This window comes from Saccharothrix sp. ST-888, assembly GCF_000955975.1.
GTDB lineage: Bacteria > Actinomycetota > Actinomycetes > Streptomycetales > Streptomycetaceae > Kitasatospora.
Window position 1 is genome coordinate 1 of sequence record NZ_JYJF01000038.1, and the last position, 15,221, is coordinate 15,221.

18 protein-coding genes are annotated in these 15,221 nt (G+C 69.2%); 5 read left to right on the forward strand and 13 right to left on the reverse strand.

Annotated elements, in window-relative coordinates; all coding sequences use genetic code 11:
* Window positions 1-574, forward strand: a 574-nt coding sequence (locus tag UK12_RS41265; protein ID WP_045303385.1) for a hypothetical protein, incomplete at its 5' end; no start/stop codon positions are given.
* A gap of 239 nt (window positions 575-813) precedes the next feature.
* Here the strand turns inward: UK12_RS41265 and UK12_RS14650 are convergent.
* The 5 genes from UK12_RS14650 to UK12_RS14670 all read right to left on the reverse strand — a co-directional run bounded on the left by UK12_RS14650 (window position 814) and on the right by UK12_RS14670 (window position 4,549).
* Window positions 814-2,286 carry a replication initiator gene (locus UK12_RS14650; RefSeq protein ID WP_231591214.1) on the reverse strand — a complete coding sequence of 491 codons (1,473 nt, stop codon included), beginning with the start codon at window positions 2,284-2,286 and terminating at the stop codon, window positions 814-816.
* Between the two features lie 169 nt (window positions 2,287-2,455).
* Window positions 2,456-2,647, reverse strand: coding sequence for a hypothetical protein (locus tag UK12_RS14655; RefSeq protein ID WP_045303386.1), 192 nt, complete (start codon window positions 2,645-2,647; stop codon window positions 2,456-2,458).
* A complete protein-coding gene (locus UK12_RS14660; protein ID WP_045303387.1) occupies window positions 2,644-3,978 on the reverse strand; it encodes an FtsK/SpoIIIE domain-containing protein in 1,335 nt (444 codons plus the stop codon). The genes UK12_RS14655 and UK12_RS14660 overlap by 4 nt, the downstream gene beginning before the upstream one ends.
* Window positions 3,978-4,187, reverse strand: coding sequence for a hypothetical protein (locus tag UK12_RS14665; RefSeq protein ID WP_156178723.1), 210 nt, complete (start codon window positions 4,185-4,187; stop codon window positions 3,978-3,980). The genes UK12_RS14660 and UK12_RS14665 overlap by 1 nt, the downstream gene beginning before the upstream one ends.
* Window positions 4,184-4,549 carry an SCO3933 family regulatory protein gene (locus UK12_RS14670; RefSeq protein WP_045303389.1) on the reverse strand — a complete coding sequence of 122 codons (366 nt, stop codon included), beginning with the start codon at window positions 4,547-4,549 and terminating at the stop codon, window positions 4,184-4,186. The genes UK12_RS14665 and UK12_RS14670 overlap by 4 nt, the downstream gene beginning before the upstream one ends.
* Before the next feature lie 251 nt (window positions 4,550-4,800).
* Between UK12_RS14670 and UK12_RS14675 the strand changes: the two genes are divergently transcribed.
* Together UK12_RS14675 and UK12_RS14680 are read left to right on the forward strand one after the other, a co-directional pair.
* Window positions 4,801-5,595: a GntR family transcriptional regulator gene (locus UK12_RS14675; protein WP_045303390.1), complete on the forward strand. Its 795-nt coding sequence runs from the start codon at window positions 4,801-4,803 to the stop codon at window positions 5,593-5,595.
* A 137-nt stretch (window positions 5,596-5,732) separates the two neighbouring features.
* The gene (locus UK12_RS14680; RefSeq protein WP_045303391.1) at window positions 5,733-6,170 is read left to right on the forward strand and encodes an SMI1/KNR4 family protein; all 438 of its coding nucleotides are present in this window, start codon (window positions 5,733-5,735) and stop codon (window positions 6,168-6,170) included.
* 489 nt (window positions 6,171-6,659) lie between these two features.
* Here the strand turns inward: UK12_RS14680 and UK12_RS14685 are convergent, their stop codons facing one another.
* The 5 genes from UK12_RS14685 to UK12_RS41270 all read right to left on the reverse strand — a co-directional run bounded on the left by UK12_RS14685 (window position 6,660) and on the right by UK12_RS41270 (window position 8,386).
* The gene (locus UK12_RS14685; protein WP_045303392.1) at window positions 6,660-6,953 is read right to left on the reverse strand and encodes a hypothetical protein; all 294 of its coding nucleotides are present in this window, start codon (window positions 6,951-6,953) and stop codon (window positions 6,660-6,662) included.
* Between the two features lie 158 nt (window positions 6,954-7,111).
* Window positions 7,112-7,372 (reverse strand): hypothetical protein, encoded by a 261-nt coding sequence (locus UK12_RS14690; RefSeq protein ID WP_045303393.1) that lies wholly within the window; start codon window positions 7,370-7,372, stop codon window positions 7,112-7,114.
* Between the two features lie 38 nt (window positions 7,373-7,410).
* Complete coding sequence (locus tag UK12_RS14695) at window positions 7,411-7,722, reverse strand: hypothetical protein (RefSeq protein ID WP_045303394.1); 312 nt, start codon at window positions 7,720-7,722, stop codon at window positions 7,411-7,413.
* A 47-nt stretch (window positions 7,723-7,769) separates the two neighbouring features.
* Window positions 7,770-7,925 (reverse strand): hypothetical protein, encoded by a 156-nt coding sequence (locus UK12_RS39715; RefSeq protein ID WP_156178725.1) that lies wholly within the window; start codon window positions 7,923-7,925, stop codon window positions 7,770-7,772.
* Window positions 7,922-8,386 carry an ATP-binding protein gene (locus tag UK12_RS41270; RefSeq protein WP_197084860.1) on the reverse strand — a complete coding sequence of 155 codons (465 nt, stop codon included), beginning with the start codon at window positions 8,384-8,386 and terminating at the stop codon, window positions 7,922-7,924. The genes UK12_RS39715 and UK12_RS41270 overlap by 4 nt, the downstream gene beginning before the upstream one ends.
* Before the next feature lie 223 nt (window positions 8,387-8,609).
* On the opposite strand from UK12_RS41270, the gene UK12_RS14705 reads away from it, so the two are divergent.
* Window positions 8,610-9,854: a hypothetical protein gene (locus tag UK12_RS14705; RefSeq protein ID WP_156178727.1), complete on the forward strand. Its 1,245-nt coding sequence runs from the start codon at window positions 8,610-8,612 to the stop codon at window positions 9,852-9,854.
* A 14-nt stretch (window positions 9,855-9,868) separates the two neighbouring features.
* Window positions 9,869-10,585, forward strand: a complete 717-nt coding sequence (locus tag UK12_RS14710) for a creatininase family protein (protein ID WP_045303396.1) — start codon at window positions 9,869-9,871, stop codon at window positions 10,583-10,585.
* A 106-nt stretch (window positions 10,586-10,691) separates the two neighbouring features.
* Here UK12_RS14710 and UK12_RS14715 read toward each other — a convergent pair whose 3' ends face one another.
* From UK12_RS14715 to UK12_RS14725, 3 genes are all read right to left on the reverse strand, one after another.
* Window positions 10,692-11,948 (reverse strand): RtcB family protein, encoded by a 1,257-nt coding sequence (locus tag UK12_RS14715; protein WP_045303397.1) that lies wholly within the window; start codon window positions 11,946-11,948, stop codon window positions 10,692-10,694.
* A gap of 340 nt (window positions 11,949-12,288) precedes the next feature.
* Entirely contained in the window at window positions 12,289-13,728 is a 1,440-nt protein-coding gene (locus tag UK12_RS14720) for a M16 family metallopeptidase (RefSeq protein ID WP_231591215.1), read from the reverse strand.
* A gap of 20 nt (window positions 13,729-13,748) precedes the next feature.
* Window positions 13,749-15,074, reverse strand: coding sequence for a M16 family metallopeptidase (locus UK12_RS14725; RefSeq protein ID WP_045303398.1), 1,326 nt, complete (start codon window positions 15,072-15,074; stop codon window positions 13,749-13,751).
* Between the last annotated feature and the right edge of the window lie 147 nt (window positions 15,075-15,221).

The window sequence follows — 15,221 nt, forward strand, 5'->3', positions numbered from 1 at the left end:
CCTCCTTCGCTGCGGCAGGAAGCTGGAGAACGGCAGCGCGTGCAACGCGAAGTTGTACGGTGCGCCTGCCCGGAAGACGCATGCCTACCGGTGCCGGTCACTGCTGGACGGGGGCTGCAACAAGCTCAGTCGTCAGGGACCGGCGATCGACAAGCTGATCAAGCATCTCGTGCTCGCCAAGCTGGAGAAGCGGAACGCTGAGCGTCAGCCTGTTGAGGAAGTCTGGTCGGAGGAGCCGAAGCTGGACGCCGCCCAGCGCCGGAAGGCCGCTCTGGAAGCCCAATGGCACGCCGAGGAGATCAGCGACTCAACGTTCTTCGCTCTTCTCAAGAAGGAGGAGGCCGAGATCAAGCGGTTCTCCAACGAGCGGAGGACCTGGGCGACGCGGCAGGAGACGAGGAAGCACCAGGTCACCAATGTGCGTGAGCAGTGGGAAGGCATGGATCTCCAGCAGAAGCGCGGAGTCATCTTCGACGCACTGGAAGCCGTGGTCGTCCTGCCGGGGGTGAAGGGATCTCACAAGTTCGATCCGGACACCGTCGTCCCTGTCTGGAAAGAGGAGGACGTCAGCTGAACTTGACGCCGAGCGTGTGACCCATCCGGTCCCACTTCTCAGCGCTCCAGTCCGGCGAACTCTCCACCCATTTGGCGACCCAAGCCCTCTCGGCTTCGGTCAAGTCCTGTTCAGGCGCCTCGATCTCGGTCGGGGCGCCTGTCTCTTGTCCGTCGTGTGCACTGCCAGCTACCGGAGCCACCGGTCGTGCTGCTGATCGCCCCTGCCGCCAAGTGCGGCGATGTACCCGCGCCGACCGCTCAGGCACTTGTCTCGCCACCTCTCCGGCTGCCGTAGGTCGCCATCTCCTCTCTGGCCACGACCCGATTGGTGGCGAGGTCTTCGGCGATGCCTGCGGCGATGAGTGCTTGGGCGAGGGTCTCGTGGCCAGAGCCGGCGTAGCGCCAGACGGATTCAGTAGTGGTGTCGGTGTCCCAGTCGGTGAAGAGCTGGCGGTCACCGGCCGCCTGGGTGCGGGCGTGGTGGGCGCGGGCGGCCCGGAGCTGGCCGTAAGTGGTGGAGTAGGCGCGGGTTTTGGTGAGGCAGTGGCCCCGGTAGCCGAGCATGTGGGCCCAGGCCCGCAGGCGCAGGTGTTCGAGTTCGGGCAAGCCGCCGAGGCGCCAGGCGGTGGCGATCAGCGCCCGGACGTGGTCGGTGACGCGCAGGGCGCGGATTTCGGTGAGGGAGTCGATGCGTCGGTCTACGGCGCCTGCGGTCTCCACGCTCTTGCTTGTGTATTTGGCGACGTACGCGGCTACGGCTTCGTCGGTGATCCGGCCTCCGTCGCCGCCCGAGATCGGGTGAATGTCGAGCTGTGTGCCGAAGCGCAGGCGGACGTTCCCGTAGGCGGCCGACTCCGGTGGAGCGAGCGCAACGGCGGCCGCCGCCGAACGCACCGTCTCCGTCAGGAGGTCTGTGGTGGCCCAGGCGGGGGGCGGGGTGTCGGGACCGTCGGGTCCGTCCAGGCGGATGACGGCGTGGAAGTGGATGGCGCCGCGTCTTTGGTACTCGGCGACCTTGGCGGCCGAGACCCGCACCAGGGTGCGCACGGCGGTGCGGCCGACTCCGGTGCGGGCGGCGAGGTGGTGGTACAGGTTGTCCCGGAACGCCTTCCACAGCGCCGGGGCCGCCGCGTTCCACAGCACGTGGCCGACGTAGTCGTAGCAGTGCGGGCACAGCGGCTGACCTATCGCCGGGGCGTTGTCCGGGTGGGCCAGGCCGCAGCCGCGCCGCCGGTCGTGTTCGCAGCTCCCGCGCCGAGCCGGGTGGCACTCCCCCGCCCGGTGGACCGGGCCGAAGCTCGGCGCGGTGAGGGTGACGAACAGGCGGGGGTGGCTGCGGACGCTGGCCGGGATGCCCTTGCCGCCGGACAGGCCGGCACGGACCAGGTGGAAGGTGTCGCCGGAGTGCTCCCGGGAGCAGGGTGCGCAGCGTGATGCGCGGCGGTTGCGGCAGCGGACGGCCAGGCGGCCGCCGGGTTCGGTGGCGGTGGTGTAGTGCCGCAGGACCTCGCCGGTCACGGTGTCGTGGACGGTGGTGTGTCCGGCGAGGTAGACGGGGTGGGCGCAGCCGCCGGTGGCGGTGATCTGTTCCAGCCAGCGGCCGAGTTGGGGCGTCTCGCCGAGGCGAACGAGGTCCCGGTCGACGAGGGGCAGGGCCCGCAGCCGGGCGTCACGGTCGAGGTGGGCTCGGCGTTTGGCGGGGTCGGTGTGCGGGTTGGTGCTGGCGGTCATGGGGGGTGTCTCCAAGGCCAGGGGGTGCCGGGCCCCGGCCAGGCCAGGCATGTGCTGGCGTGGCCGGGGGCGGCGTTGGGGCGGGTGGGGGTGTGGTGGCCGGGGGCTGGGTGGCCGGTGGCTGGGCTCTGGGGCATGAGGGGGTCCTTTCCGGGGTGGCTGCGGGTGGTCAGGTGGTGTGGGTGAGGCCCTGGGCGATCCAGGTGACGGCGTAGACGATCGGGTCGGTGACGTGGACGCGGTCGAGGAAGATGCCGAGCAGGCCGACCAGCGTGACGTGCCAGGTGCGCAGTTCGCCGGAGCGGATCAGGAGGAAGACGACCACCGCCATGAAGGCGATCAGGATGACGGCGAGGCTCACAGGTAGACCCCTTCGGTGTCGTCGGGTTCGGTGTCGTCGGATTGCGCCGGTTCGGTCGTCTCGGTCAGTCCGGGCCAGGTGGGTGCGAGGTGGGCGTGCTTGCGGGCGGTGCGGCGGGCCTGTCCGGGGGTGGTGTGGATGGAGCGGGCCCGGAGCCACCGGCCGTCGTCCCCGGTCGTGATCGCGATGCCCTGTTCGGCAGGGGTGATCTGCTGGGCGGCGGTGAGGGCGTCCTTGTCGAGGTCGCCCAGTGCCATCTCCGCCGTTCCCGGGTCGCTCACCCGGTGGCAGACCCGTCCGCCGAGTTGGGCCCGCAGGGCCGTCACTCCGGGGCCGAGGTCGGAGCCGACCCGCTGTCCGGCGATGACCAGGTGGATGCCGAGCGCCGCGCCGAGCTGGGCGAGGCGGAGCAGGTTGGTGGAGATCTCGCCGACTTCCGCCTTGTCGTCCCGGGTTGCCGTCAGGTAGAGCTCGGCGACTTCGTCCACGATCACGACGATGGGCATCAGCCTGTGTCTGCCGGGCAGGTCCCAGATGGAGCGGGCGCCGGCCGTGCGGCACAGCTTCATCCGGGCCTCGGCCTCACGCACCAGTTCGCCGATCAGCTGGGCGGCTTGGCTGCGGTCGGAGGCCAGGGCGGAGAGTCGGGGTTCGAACAGGGAGAGTTCCATGCCGCCCTTGAGGTCGATCCCGAAGAGGGCGACCCGTTGGCGTGCGAGCTGGCTGACCAGGGCCGCGATCAAGGTGGACTTACCGGAGCGAGTGGCGCCGACGATCAGCCAGTGCGGCACCCGGCGGAAGTTGATCACCCACTGTTCGCCGTCCTCCCGCATGCCGACGACGGCCCGCAGCATCTCCTGTCGCAGCAGGTACGGGACGGAAGAGGCCGCCAGAGGGTCCCAGGCCATGGCGGTCACGGTCGCGAAGCCCCGGGCGCCGCTGGTCACGCGGACCCCGTACACCCGCCAGGCGTGGGTGATGGCGTCTGCCGCCAGGGCGAGTTGTTCGGGGACTTGTCCGGGGTGGAGGCGCACCCGAATCGACAGGCCGCCGCGCAGGAGTTTCGGCATTCCGAGCTGGGGAGGGACCGGCTTGAGCGGATCACCTCTCACGACCAGGTCGCCGAGCAGGGCGTTGGCCGGACGGCGGGGAACCGCCAGGCCGAGCATGGTGGTCAGGCGGCGCCAGCTCAGCCGGGCCCGGACCACGGTGGCCGGGTAGCCGAGCAGGCACCACCACACGTACGGGTGCCGATCCCGCAGCACCGGCCCCAGGGCGAGGGCCAGCATGACGAGGGCGAGCAGCAGCACCCACAGCAGTTGGAGGGCCATCAGATCCCGTTCCCGTTCTCCGCTGCCGCGTTGCGCGCCTCGGTCACCAGGTCGCGGGCCAGGGCGCCGGCCTTGTCCGCGAGGGCGGTGATGTGGGGGAAGAGCAGGCCGCCGGTCTGGTCGGATGCGAACGGGTCGATCTCCGGGGCCAGTTCGCCGAGCTCCACCAGCACCCGGCGCAAGCGCACCCTCATCTGCGAGCCGCTCACGCGTCACCACTCTTACGCCCGGACGCGGCCGAGGCGGTCGGGGCAGCGGCGGGGGCGGGGGTGATGGCATCCGCACGGAAGCTCATCCCGTGCCGGTCGCCCATAGCCCACGAGACTGCGACCAGGCCGGTGACCGCCACTCGCACGCCCTCGGTGATGCCGACCGGCTCGCCCGAGACGCTGATCTCGATGATCGAGGCCCGGCGGCCCTCCTGGCGCACCGCGACACCGACGGTGAAGACCGTCTGCCCCTCCCGGTCCTTCTTGACCTCTCCGGTCTCCCGGTTCGCCAGCCGCGCCTCCGGGGCCACGATGCAGGTCATCGTGCCCAGCCTGGCGAGGTCCACAGGGATGGACTGCATGAAGCACACTCCTTGGAACCCACCAAAGGCCGCATGACGACAGTCGTCAAACGTACTTACCTTTGGCGGAGTCACGATGATGGAGCACCTTGACGCCTCAGCGCAAGGGATTCATGCTTACGTTTGACGATTAGCAATTGACGACAGATCCACTACATGCCGCCCGAGCTGGGCAAACGATCACTCACAGCGACTCAAAAAACGACGCGAAGCGGGCCAACCCAGGTGCCCGCGCAAGGGGTTCAGCCGACATGGCGATCATCCGGAACGAGGCCCTGCACAAGCAGGTGGCCACGGCAATGCGACAGTCCATCGGCAACGGCGAATGGCCGCCCGGTAGCCAGCTCCCCACGGAGACCGACCTGGCCCAGACCTACGGCGTCTCCCGACCAACCATCCGACTCGCCGTCGCCGCCTTGCGCACCGAGGGCCTGTTGGACGTGAAGCAGGGCCGGGGAACCTTCGTCCGAACCGCAGCTCTCGGCCCCGCGACCGCCATCGAGCGCACTGTCACCCAAAGCGGCAGCCGCTACGAGACACCCTCGGACGACTGGTGGACCGGCGTCGAGGAGCCGACCGTCTTCCGCACCCACACCGACGCCGTCACCGCCCCGCTCCTGGCCATGGACGAAGGCGAGTTGATGATCTCCGTCGACCGGCTCATCGCAGACCCCGCCAGCGGCACCCGCGCCCTGCACCGTCTACTCCTGCCCATGGAACACATCGACGGCACACCCCTCGCCGACACCCCGGACGTGTCACCCGCCAAGGCATACGCAATCCTCACCACCGCCGGCCACGACCTCACCTGGCGCGAACAGGTCACCGCCAAGGTGCCCACCCCCGAGGAGCGCCAGGTCCTGAAGCTGTCGGAGGCCGATCTCCTCTTGGTCGTCTACCGCGTCACCATGGATCGGGCCAACGGGCAGCCGCTCATTTTGGAGACCGTCCGCCTCGGTGCCGAGACCACAGCCCTCGCGTACACCATCGACGCCCAGGAGCCCACGCCCAAGCGGACCAGCGACGCCAAGGGCGCCCGCCTATAAGCCCTGTCTTGTGGATCACGGATGACCTATGCTCGCCGCCGGACGCAGCTGCGACAGGGGGAGCGATGGGGAACTGGAGTGCCCGGTTCGCGGCATTGATGGGCGCCGGTCCATGGCCACCGCGCAGGCGGCCGGGGATGAACCCGGTCCTCTCCACCAGGCAGGTTCGCCAGTTCGAAGAGCGGTACGGGGTACTGCTACCTCCGTCGTACCGGGCGTTCATCATGACGGTGGGCGACGGCACAAAACCGGATTACGGCTCCGCGTCGAGCATCTCCCGTCTCGCCAGCAGCTACGGCGATTGGGTGGAGTCCGGGTGGCCCGGCTTCCTGGCGACTCCATTCCCGCACACCGAGGCGGTCCACGCGGACGATCTCGACGATCACGAGTGGGACGCACTGACAACCGGATCGATGCTCATTGGTCGTGACGGTGAGGCCGCTGCGCGACTTGTCGTTACTGGACCAGCGGCAGGCCAGGTGTGGAGCGACTGCCTCTCCATCAACGACACCCTCTATCCCGGGCCGGACTTCAGCATCTGGTACCCGTCGCGGCTTCCCAAGCGATCGCGCTGACCGGACGGAACCCCCTGCAACCTGCTCTGCAGGTACGGCCCATCGCGAAACCAGCCCCTGTAAGACTGCCGACTCCGGCCGGTCGCGGCGGCTGTCGCATATCTTCTTCACTTACTCAAGCGGCGGCGCGTGCGCGCCGCCGGGCGACCCCTGCCGCTCCGGCCGGGCATGCGGCCTGACGGCCGTTCCGGGCCGGGCGGCAGGCCGCCCTGCACTGGCCGGCCACCACGCCGAGCATCGAAGGCTGCCGCGCAATGGCTGGGGCTGGCGGTGGCGGGAAGGTTTACGCACCTTGCCGAGCCGGAACCCGCGTCGAGCGCAACCGGGGGGCCACTCGGCCAAATTGCGGTCAGGCCCAGAAGCCTGCCCGAGATCGCGGGCCAGCTTACGGCCCCCCGGCCACGCCCGACCCCAGCACGGCAAGGACACCGCCCAAACCTTCCCGCCACCGCCCGCGCGCACACGCTGACCACCCACCGGGCCGTCCCGTCAGGCGGCCTCCCGCCCAACCTCGGCCGCCTGGGCCAACAGCTCCTCCAGGCGCAGCCAACCCGCCGCCACGCCCTCCAGCCGCACCACGCCCCGCCCCTGCGCATCCGTGTCCGCAATCGCCCGCAACTGCCACCGCTCCACACCGCAGCCGGCAAGCAGCACGTTCAACTCACCGGCCGCAGCATGTGCCTCACGCCAGCCGGCCGCGTAGTCCACCCCGCGCACCCACAGCCACTCGTCCGGCTCCAGGCCCTCCGCCGACTCTCCGAAGAAGTCGCCATCCCCGTCCAACAGACCGTCAACTCCCCTTGACCACCAGCCCTGACCGGGAATCCGTGTACGGACATGCCGACAGCCCCGGTACCATCGGCACCGGGCTACCGCCCACCGGACCACCCCATCCCCGCCAAGGTCACGGGGTGGTCCGGCAAGTCTTCAGTTGACCTTGTTCAGGCCGCCGCCTTCTTGGCCCGGTGCACGCGGACCAGGTGCGAGCGGCCCGACATGCTGAAGCTCAGGTCCAACCGCCCGTCCCGTTCCAGGAACTCGGCCACCCGCTCCGCCGCATCCGGCCCGAAGAAGTCCTTGTACGCCTCGTACTGGTACGAGCCGAGCGGCAGCGCTCGCAGCGAAACCCACAGCGCATCCAGCGCCTTGGCGAGATCGCGGAACATCGCCGGTTCGGTGACCCCCTCAATCTCGACCGTCACCGGGCCCCGTCCATCACCCCCACCCTTTCCTCTGATCATCATTCGTCCCCTGCCTCATCCAGCGACCAGCCCTTGCTGTGGCGGCCCGAAGGGCGCACCTCCACCCCGCGCGGGTCCAGAACCTCACGGACAACGTTCGCGCTCGTGCCCAGGTCCGCAGCGATCTCGCGCATCGACAGCCGCTCCTTGACGTACATCTGGACCACCACATCGGCCGAGGGCTTCGGCCGGTTGCGACGATCGCGCTCGACCCCATGGCGGGCCAGCAGGGCCACAATCGACCCCTTGGGAATTCCGTGCTCCCGGCTGATCGAGGCCAGCGACGCGCCCGCCCGGTAGTCGGTGATCACCTCCGGAGCAACCCCGTCCCACCGGCTCGGCCGCCGATCCTCCGCACTCACGCCGAGACCTCGCCCGGCCGCCGGGGGTGGTACTTGTGAACCGCCACCACCTGGCCGTTGACCACCAACAACCGCGCCAGCGCCTTCGCCAGACCAGCCCCGCAGTAGTGACACCGCAGCCCACCCACCTGGGGCCCCTTGGCCAACATCACCAGCCACCGCCTTTCCCATCCACCAGAGCCCAGACGAACTTCCCGACGCCGCCCGGCCGTGAACAGCAGCCCCAGGCAACCGACAGGGCATCCACCAGCCACAGACCCCGACCGGAGTCACCATCCCAACCGCTCAGCGGCCGGACGATCGGCCACGCGTCACTCGCGTCATGCACCTCGATCCGCAACTGGCCGCCCAGCAACTCCAGCCGCACCGCGATCATCCGGCCGGGCGAAACGACCGCGTGCAGCACAGCGTTCGTCATCAGCTCACTCAGGACCACCTCACCTACCGTGAGCAGCCTTTCGCCATCCCCCGAGCCGTCTAGGAAGATTCGAAGCAGCTCCCGCGCCGACGAGACCGAAGCGCGGTGGCGCGTGAACCAGCAGGTCCAGGCAGTGTCCTCATCAAACGACTTGGGCACGACCGCACCTACGGTCGGACTCTCGGAATCGATCACGGCAACGCCACCTCCCACACAACTCGAAAGATCCAGAACCGGTCATTCCGGCCTCAGGTCTTCAGAATCGCGAGGTCAGGGCTTGCAGATATACCCACCGTGATTACCCAAGGTGGGTAAACTCCCCGGTACTCAACTTGCCTGCGGTGCAACAGAGATCAGGCACCCTACTCAAGGGAACGACATGCCGGAGACAGGCGTACCACCGAGACTTCCAAGAGCCTTGCTCTCCGACCCTGAAATGATCAACGCCTGCGCCACCCGAGAGTTCTCGGTGATCTTCGGCTTGCTCAAGCGCGCAGGGATGTACCCATCGATGATCGCGCGGGCATGCGATCTGACCCCGAGCCGGGTCGGCGAAGTCATCGCCGGAAAACGCAAGATCGAAAAGATCGACCTGGTCGAGCGCATCGCCGACGGCCTGCACATCCCCGGCCACCTACTCGGCCTCGCAGACCGAGCTTGGGAACAGCCGGCCGCGCCCGGAGGGAAGGGGCGCCAGTCCGATGCACAGCCCTTCAGCAAAGCCGACCCAGGCGGCCACATCGATCCCGAGTTCTTCGCGGCACACATCAGAGAGCTGATGCCGGGTCACTACAAGACCGCAAACCTCCTTGGCGGACGGCACTCGCTCGACGCGGTCGAACGCCACGTCCAACTGATCGACCGGGTTCAGGAGCAGACCGGCGGCGCAGCCAGGGGCGACCTACTCGGCATCGGTGCCCGCAGCGCCGAGTTCCTGGGCTGGCTCCACCAGGATCTGGGCAACTTCCAAAGGTCGACCTATTGGTCGGACCGGGCAATGGAGTGGGCCCAGGAGAACAGCGACGACACGATGGCCGCCTACATCCTGTTCCGGAAGAGCAACCAGGCCACCGCCAGACGAGTCCCGCAGCAGGCCGTGAGCCTGGCACGGGCCGCTCAACGCGCACCTGGGGCAACCGCGCACATCCGGGCGCTGGCAGCCCAGCAGGAGGCCCAAGGCCACGCTCTCCTGGGTAATCCTCGATTCGCCCAGGCCAAGTTCGACGAGGCCCACGAACTTGCCGCCGCACCGGACGAGCCGCACCGGGACGACACCCTCGACACGGCCTACTGCACCCCGACCTACATCGAGATGCAGCGCGCCAACTGCCTGATCGAACTCGGCGATCCGCACCACGCCGCCGAGCTCTTCGAAGCCGAGCTACGACAGCTACCGCACGTGTACCGAAATGACCATGGCGTCTACCTCTCCCGCCTGGCACGTGCCTACGCTGTGGCCGGCGAACCGGAGCAAGGTGCCGCCGCTGCCGACCGCGCCCTGTCGATCGTGCTGGATACCGAATCCGCCCGAGCCATGGGTGAGCTGCGCTCGGCCGCTCAAGCGTTGAGCAGATGGGCTGAAGTTCCGGCGGTCGCGGTGTTCTCCTCGCGCCTCACCACCGCGTACCAGGCGACCGCACGGAGCCCCTTACCGAACCGATGAGAGAAGCTCAGACCATGGACTCACTGATCACGGACGCCACTTCAGCCGACGAACGCCGCCGAGGCCCCAAGGTGGCGGTGCTGCCGGTGGGCAGCTTCGAACAACACGGGGAGCACCTGCCGCTCACCACGGACACGGTGGTGGCGAGCATGATCGCTCAGCGCATCGCCGCCGACTACGACCTGTTCCTCCTGCCGCCGATCACGGTGTCCTGCTCCCACGAACACGCCCCCATGGCGGGCACCGTCAGCATCAGCGCCACCACCCTCTACGCGGTCGTCAACGACATCTGGCGCTCGCTCCAGGCGTCCGGCGTACCCGGCCTGATCATCGTCAACGGCCACGGCGGGAACTACGTCCTCGCCAACGTCGTCCAGGAGGCCAACACCACCGGCCGGCACATAGCCCTCTTCCCGGTCCGCGAGGACTGGCACCGGGCCCGCGCCGAAGCCAAGCTGGAGAGCAGCAGCGCCGAGGACATGCACGGTGGCGAACTCGAAGTCTCCCTGCTCCTGCACGGCGCACCGGAGCTCGTCCGCGAAGGCATCGAATACGACGACCACTCCGCACCGCACCGGCCCCACCTGCTGACCGTCGGCATGGCCGGCTACACCGGGAACGGGATCATCGGACAGCCCTCACTCGGCACTCCCGCCAAGGGCAAGGCCATCCTCGACAGCCTGTCCCGCAGCGCCGCCGCCCACCTCACCGTCCTTACGGAACTCACGTAACCGGCAACAGTCAGTGAACAGCCGGGAGCCCTCTTCTCATTCGTTGAGAAGAGGGCTCCCGGCTGCACGATGACTTGGCAGCGAGGATCCTGCCGAAGCGTGGCAATCAGCCCTTCACGCAGACGATCTGCTTCAGCTCGGCGACGACCTGAACAAGATCCTTTTGCTGAGCCATGACCTTGTCGATCGACTTGTAGGCGCCGGGGATCTCATCCACCACGCCGCTGTCCTTGCGGCACTCCACTCCCCTGGTCTGCTCCTCAAGGTCCCGGATTGTGAACCGCTTCTTCGCCGCCGACCGGCTCATCTTCCGGCCAGCGCCGTGTGAGGCCGAATTGAACGAATCCGAGTTGCCCAGGCCACGGACGATGAACGAGCTGGTACCCATCGAGCCGGGGATGATGCCCCACTCCCCCGACTGCGCACTGATAGCACCCTTTCGCGTCACCAGCAGGTCGATATCGTCGTACCGTTCCTCACTGACGTAGTTGTGGTGGCAGCTGACAATGCCGGGCCGGTACTCGACCGTCCTCATCACACCTTGACTATCTTCCTGCTGGCAGCTGATCACCTCCTCGAAGGCGACCCTCGCCTTCGGGAACTCACGGCGGACGACGTCCTGGAAGAGCGCCATCATGATCGCGCGGTTGTTCTTGGCGTACTCCTGTGCCCAGAACAGGTCCTGGCGGTAGGCCGCCATCTGCGGAGTGTCCGCGATGAACACCGCGAGGTCGCGGTCGACCAGCCCCTGGTTGTGCGGCAGCGAACGCGCCACCCCCATGTGATGCTCCGCCAGCTCCTTGCCGATGTTGCGCGACCCGGAGTGCAGCATCAGCCAGACCGCGCCGGTGTCGTCCAGGCACACCTCGGTGAAGTGGTTGCCGGAGCCGAGCGTCCCCATCTGCTGCATGGCCCGCTCGCGCCGCCACTTCACCTCGTGCGCCACCCCGTCGAAGCGGCTCCAGAAGTCGTCCCACCCGGCGGTCTGGAACCCGTGCAGCTTGCGCGGGTCCACCGGGTCGGAGTGCATTCCCCGGCCGACCGGGATGATCTGCTCGATCTTCGAGCGCAGCCGGGAGAGGTCGTCCGGCAGGTCCTTGGCGGTCAGCGAGGTCTTGACCGCGCTCATTCCGCAGCCGATGTCCACGCCGACGGCCGCCGGGCAGACGGCGCCCTTCATGGCGATGACGGAGCCGACCGTGGCGCCCTTCCCGAGGTGGACGTCGGGCATCACGGCGAGGCCGTGCAGCCAGGGCAGGGAGCTGATGTTGCGCAGCTGCTGCATGGCCTGGCCCTCGACGGTGGCCGGGTCGGTCCACATCCGGATCGGGACACGGATACCGGGTACCTCGGTGTACGACATGGTTGAACGACCTCCAAAGGTCGGCTGATTCAAGCCTAGGTGTGGTGTGCTGCCACGCGAAGCTTCCGGCGTGGCTCGGGGAAGACCTGGGTGCCCGCAGAAGGCGCGGCTCAGACGGAACGGCGTCGGAGCCGGGGCGATCGTGGGGAGCGCCTGCTCTCGGTGGTGGGCTCGACCCGCATGGTGATCGCCTCCTCTCCCGGTGTGGTCCGTTCGGTGGTACGGGGCTATCTACCCACGGCCCGTCAGGGGCGCGCAAGGAAATAAACGCGAGTGGGCCCGGCGGAGCTGATGCTCCGTCGGGCCCACCGGGTGGGACTGCGGCCGGGAGGCCGGGAGGTCAGGACGGGATGACGGTGACCTCGCCGATGCCGAGCTCCCTGACCTGGTCGGCGATGACGCCGGCGTCCCCGACCAGGACGGTGACCAGCCGGTCCGGCGGGAAGGCCGCGACGACGGCCTCGGTGGCGGCGTCGGTGCCGAGGACGGCCAGCTGCCGGTAGACCTCGGCCTGGTAGTCGTCGGGCAGGAACTGCTCGACCTGGTCAGCGAGGGTGACGGCGACGGAGCTGGCAGTCTCGTACTTGAGCGGGGCGACGCCGACGAGGAACTGGACGGCGTCGTCGCGTTCGGCGTCGGTGAGGCCCTCGGCGGCGAGGGTGCGCAGGATGGTCCAGGTGTCGGCCAGGGCGGGGGCGGTGGACTCGGTGTCCACCGAGCCGCTGATGGCGAGCAGCGCGCGACCGGTGCCGTCGGCGGCGGAGCGCAGCGGCTGGGCGAAGGCCCGGACGCCGTAGGTGTAGCCCTTCTCCTCGCGCAGGACCTTGTCGAGGCGGGAGGTGAGGGTGCCGCCGAGGCAGTAGGTGCCGAGGATCTGGGCGGCCCAGCCGGGGTCGTGGCGGTCGGGGCCGATCCGGCCGATGAGCAGCTGGGTCTGGACGGAGCCCGGCCGGTCGACGATGACGACGCGGCCGGAGTCGTCGGCGGTGACGGGGGCGTGGCCGCTCAGCTCGGCGGCGGTGCCGGTCCAGGTGCCGAGGGTGTCCTCGAGCAGCGGGAGCAGGTCGGTCCCGGCAAGGTCGCCGACGACCACGACGGTGCTGGTGGCGGGCCGGATGTGGGCCTGGTAGAAAACCTGGACGGCGGCGCGGGTGATGTTCTTGACGGTCTCGGCGGTGCCGCTGCGCGGGCGGGAGAGCCGGTCGGCGTCCGCGAACAGGGTGGCGTGGAGCGCCTTGGCGGCACGGCGGGCGGGGTTGGCCAGCTCGTGCACGATCTCGTCGAGGCGGTTGGCGACCAGGCGTTCGATCTCGTCCTCGGGGAGGGCGGGGGCGCGCAGGGCGTCGGCGAGCAGCGTGAGGCCGCGTTCCAGCCGGGAGGCGGGGACCTCCAGGGAGACCCGGATGCCGGGGTGGTCGGCGTGGGCGTCGAGGGTGGCGCCGGCGCGTTCGAGCTCGGCGGCGTACTGCTCGGCATCGAGGGTGTCGGTGCCGACACTGAAGGCACGGGCGAGGATGTTGGCGATGCCGTCGAGGTCGGCGGGTTCGGTGGCGAGCGGGGCGTCGAGCAGGACCTCGACGGCGACCAGCTGCTGGCCGGGGCGGTGGCAGTGGAGCACGGTGAGGCCGTTGCCGAGGGCGGCGCGCTCGGGTGCCGGGAAGGCCCACGGGGTGGGCGTGCCTGGGGTGGGCTGGGGGTGGAAGGTCATGGTGGGGGTGTAGTCGCTCATGCCGCCCTGCTCGCTGCGCTCGGTGGTGGCTTCGCCGGGTGCTGCACTCATGGTTCGCTCGCTTCGCTCGCTCATTCTGCCGCCGCCTCCTCGGTGTGGTCGTCGGCGGTGGTCGGCTCGTAGACCAGAACGGCGCGGTTGTCGGGCCGCAGGCGGGCCGCCGCGACGGCCTTGACCTCTTCGGCGGTGACGTCGAGGACCTTGGTGAGCGCGGTGTTGAGCAGCTTGGGGTCGCCGAACAGGACGGCGTAGCGGCAGAGTTCGTCGGCCCGGCCCGCCACGGTGGTGAGCCGGTCGAGCCACTCGCGCTCGATCTGGGCCTGGGCGCGCTCGAGCTCCTCCGGCGTGGGGCCGTCGGCCGCGAAGCGGGCGAGCTCCTCGTCGACTGCGGTCTCGATCTGCTGGATGGTGGCATCGCCCGAGGTCTTGACGTCGAGCCAGCCGAGCGAGGGCGCACCGGCCAGCCGGAGCAGGCCGAATCCGGCGGCGACGGCGGTGCGGTCGCGGCGCACCAGGCGGTTGTAGAGGCGGCTGGACTCGCCGGAGCCGAGGATGGTGAGGGCGAGGTCGGCGGCGTCGGCCTCGCGGGTGCCGTCGTGCGGGAGCCGGTAGGCGGCCATCAGCGCGCGGGAGGGGACGTCCTCCTCGACGAGTTCGCGGATCTCGCGGCCGATGGTGCCGGGGAGGGTGCCGTCGCGCGGGGGCTGCTTGCCGCTGTGCGCGGGGATGGTGCCGAAGTACTTCTCGACCCAGGCGATGGTCTGCTCGGGGTCGAGGTCGCCGACGATGGCGAGGACGGCGTTGTTGGGCGCGTAGTACGTGCGGAAGAAGGCCCGCGCGTCCTCCAGGGTCGCGGCGTCGAGGTCGGCCATCGACCCGATGGGGGTGTGGTGGTACGGGTGGCCGTCGGGGTACGAGAGCGCGGTGAGCTTCTCGAAGGCGGTGCCGTACGGGACGTTGTCGTAGCGCTGGCGGCGCTCGTTCTTGACGACGTCCCGCTGGTTCTCCATGGAGGCGTCGTCGAGGGCAGCGAGCAGCGAGCCCATGCGGTCGGCCTCGAGCCAGAGCGCGAGCTCCAGCTGGTGGGCGGGCATGGTCTCGAAGTAGTTGGTGCGCTCGAAGCTGGTGGTGCCGTTGAGGGAGCCGCCGGCGCCCTGGACCAGTTCGAAGTGGCCGTTGTTGGAGACGTTGGCGGAGCCCTGGAACATCAGGTGCTCGAAGAGGTGGGCCAGGCCGGTGCGGCCCTTGACCTCGTGTCGGGAGCCCACGTCGTACCAGAGGCAGACGGCGGTGACAGGGGTGAGGTGGTCCTCGGAGAGCACCACGCGCAGGCCGTTGGCCAGGCGGTGTTCGGTGATGGCGAGGCCTTGGGTGGCGGCGGGGGCCGGGTTGGCCATGCGTTTGGGGTCCTTCCCGTCTTCGACTCTGGTCGGGGCACGTAACCGTGTCCCCCATTGTGGTCCAACGCGCGAGGGGCCGGGATGTGTCCGCGTTCCCGGGGCGTTCGCCAGGGGCGGAAGAGCGGCCCTGGGACGGGCTCGGGG

Bases quoted from the DNA above. Each gene is read 5' to 3' on its own strand.
- UK12_RS14710 (WP_045303396.1), top strand. From the start codon at position 9,869: ATGGACTCACTGATCACGGACGCCACTTCAGCCGACGAACGCCGCCGA.
- UK12_RS14680 (WP_045303391.1), top strand. From the start codon at position 5,733: ATGAACCCGGTCCTCTCCACCAGGCAGGTTCGCCAGTTCGAAGAGCGG.
- UK12_RS14670 (WP_045303389.1), bottom strand. From the start codon at position 4,549: ATGCAGTCCATCCCTGTGGACCTCGCCAGGCTGGGCACGATGACCTGC.
- UK12_RS14715 (WP_045303397.1), bottom strand. From the start codon at position 11,948: ATGTCGTACACCGAGGTACCCGGTATCCGTGTCCCGATCCGGATGTGG.
- UK12_RS14660 (WP_045303387.1), bottom strand. From the start codon at position 3,978: ATGGCCCTCCAACTGCTGTGGGTGCTGCTGCTCGCCCTCGTCATGCTG.
- UK12_RS14650 (WP_231591214.1), bottom strand. From the start codon at position 2,286: ATGACCGCCAGCACCAACCCGCACACCGACCCCGCCAAACGCCGAGCC.
- UK12_RS14725 (WP_045303398.1), bottom strand. From the start codon at position 15,074: ATGGCCAACCCGGCCCCCGCCGCCACCCAAGGCCTCGCCATCACCGAA.
- UK12_RS14675 (WP_045303390.1), top strand. From the start codon at position 4,801: ATGGCGATCATCCGGAACGAGGCCCTGCACAAGCAGGTGGCCACGGCA.
- UK12_RS14720 (WP_231591215.1), bottom strand. From the start codon at position 13,728: ATGAGTGCAGCACCCGGCGAAGCCACCACCGAGCGCAGCGAGCAGGGC.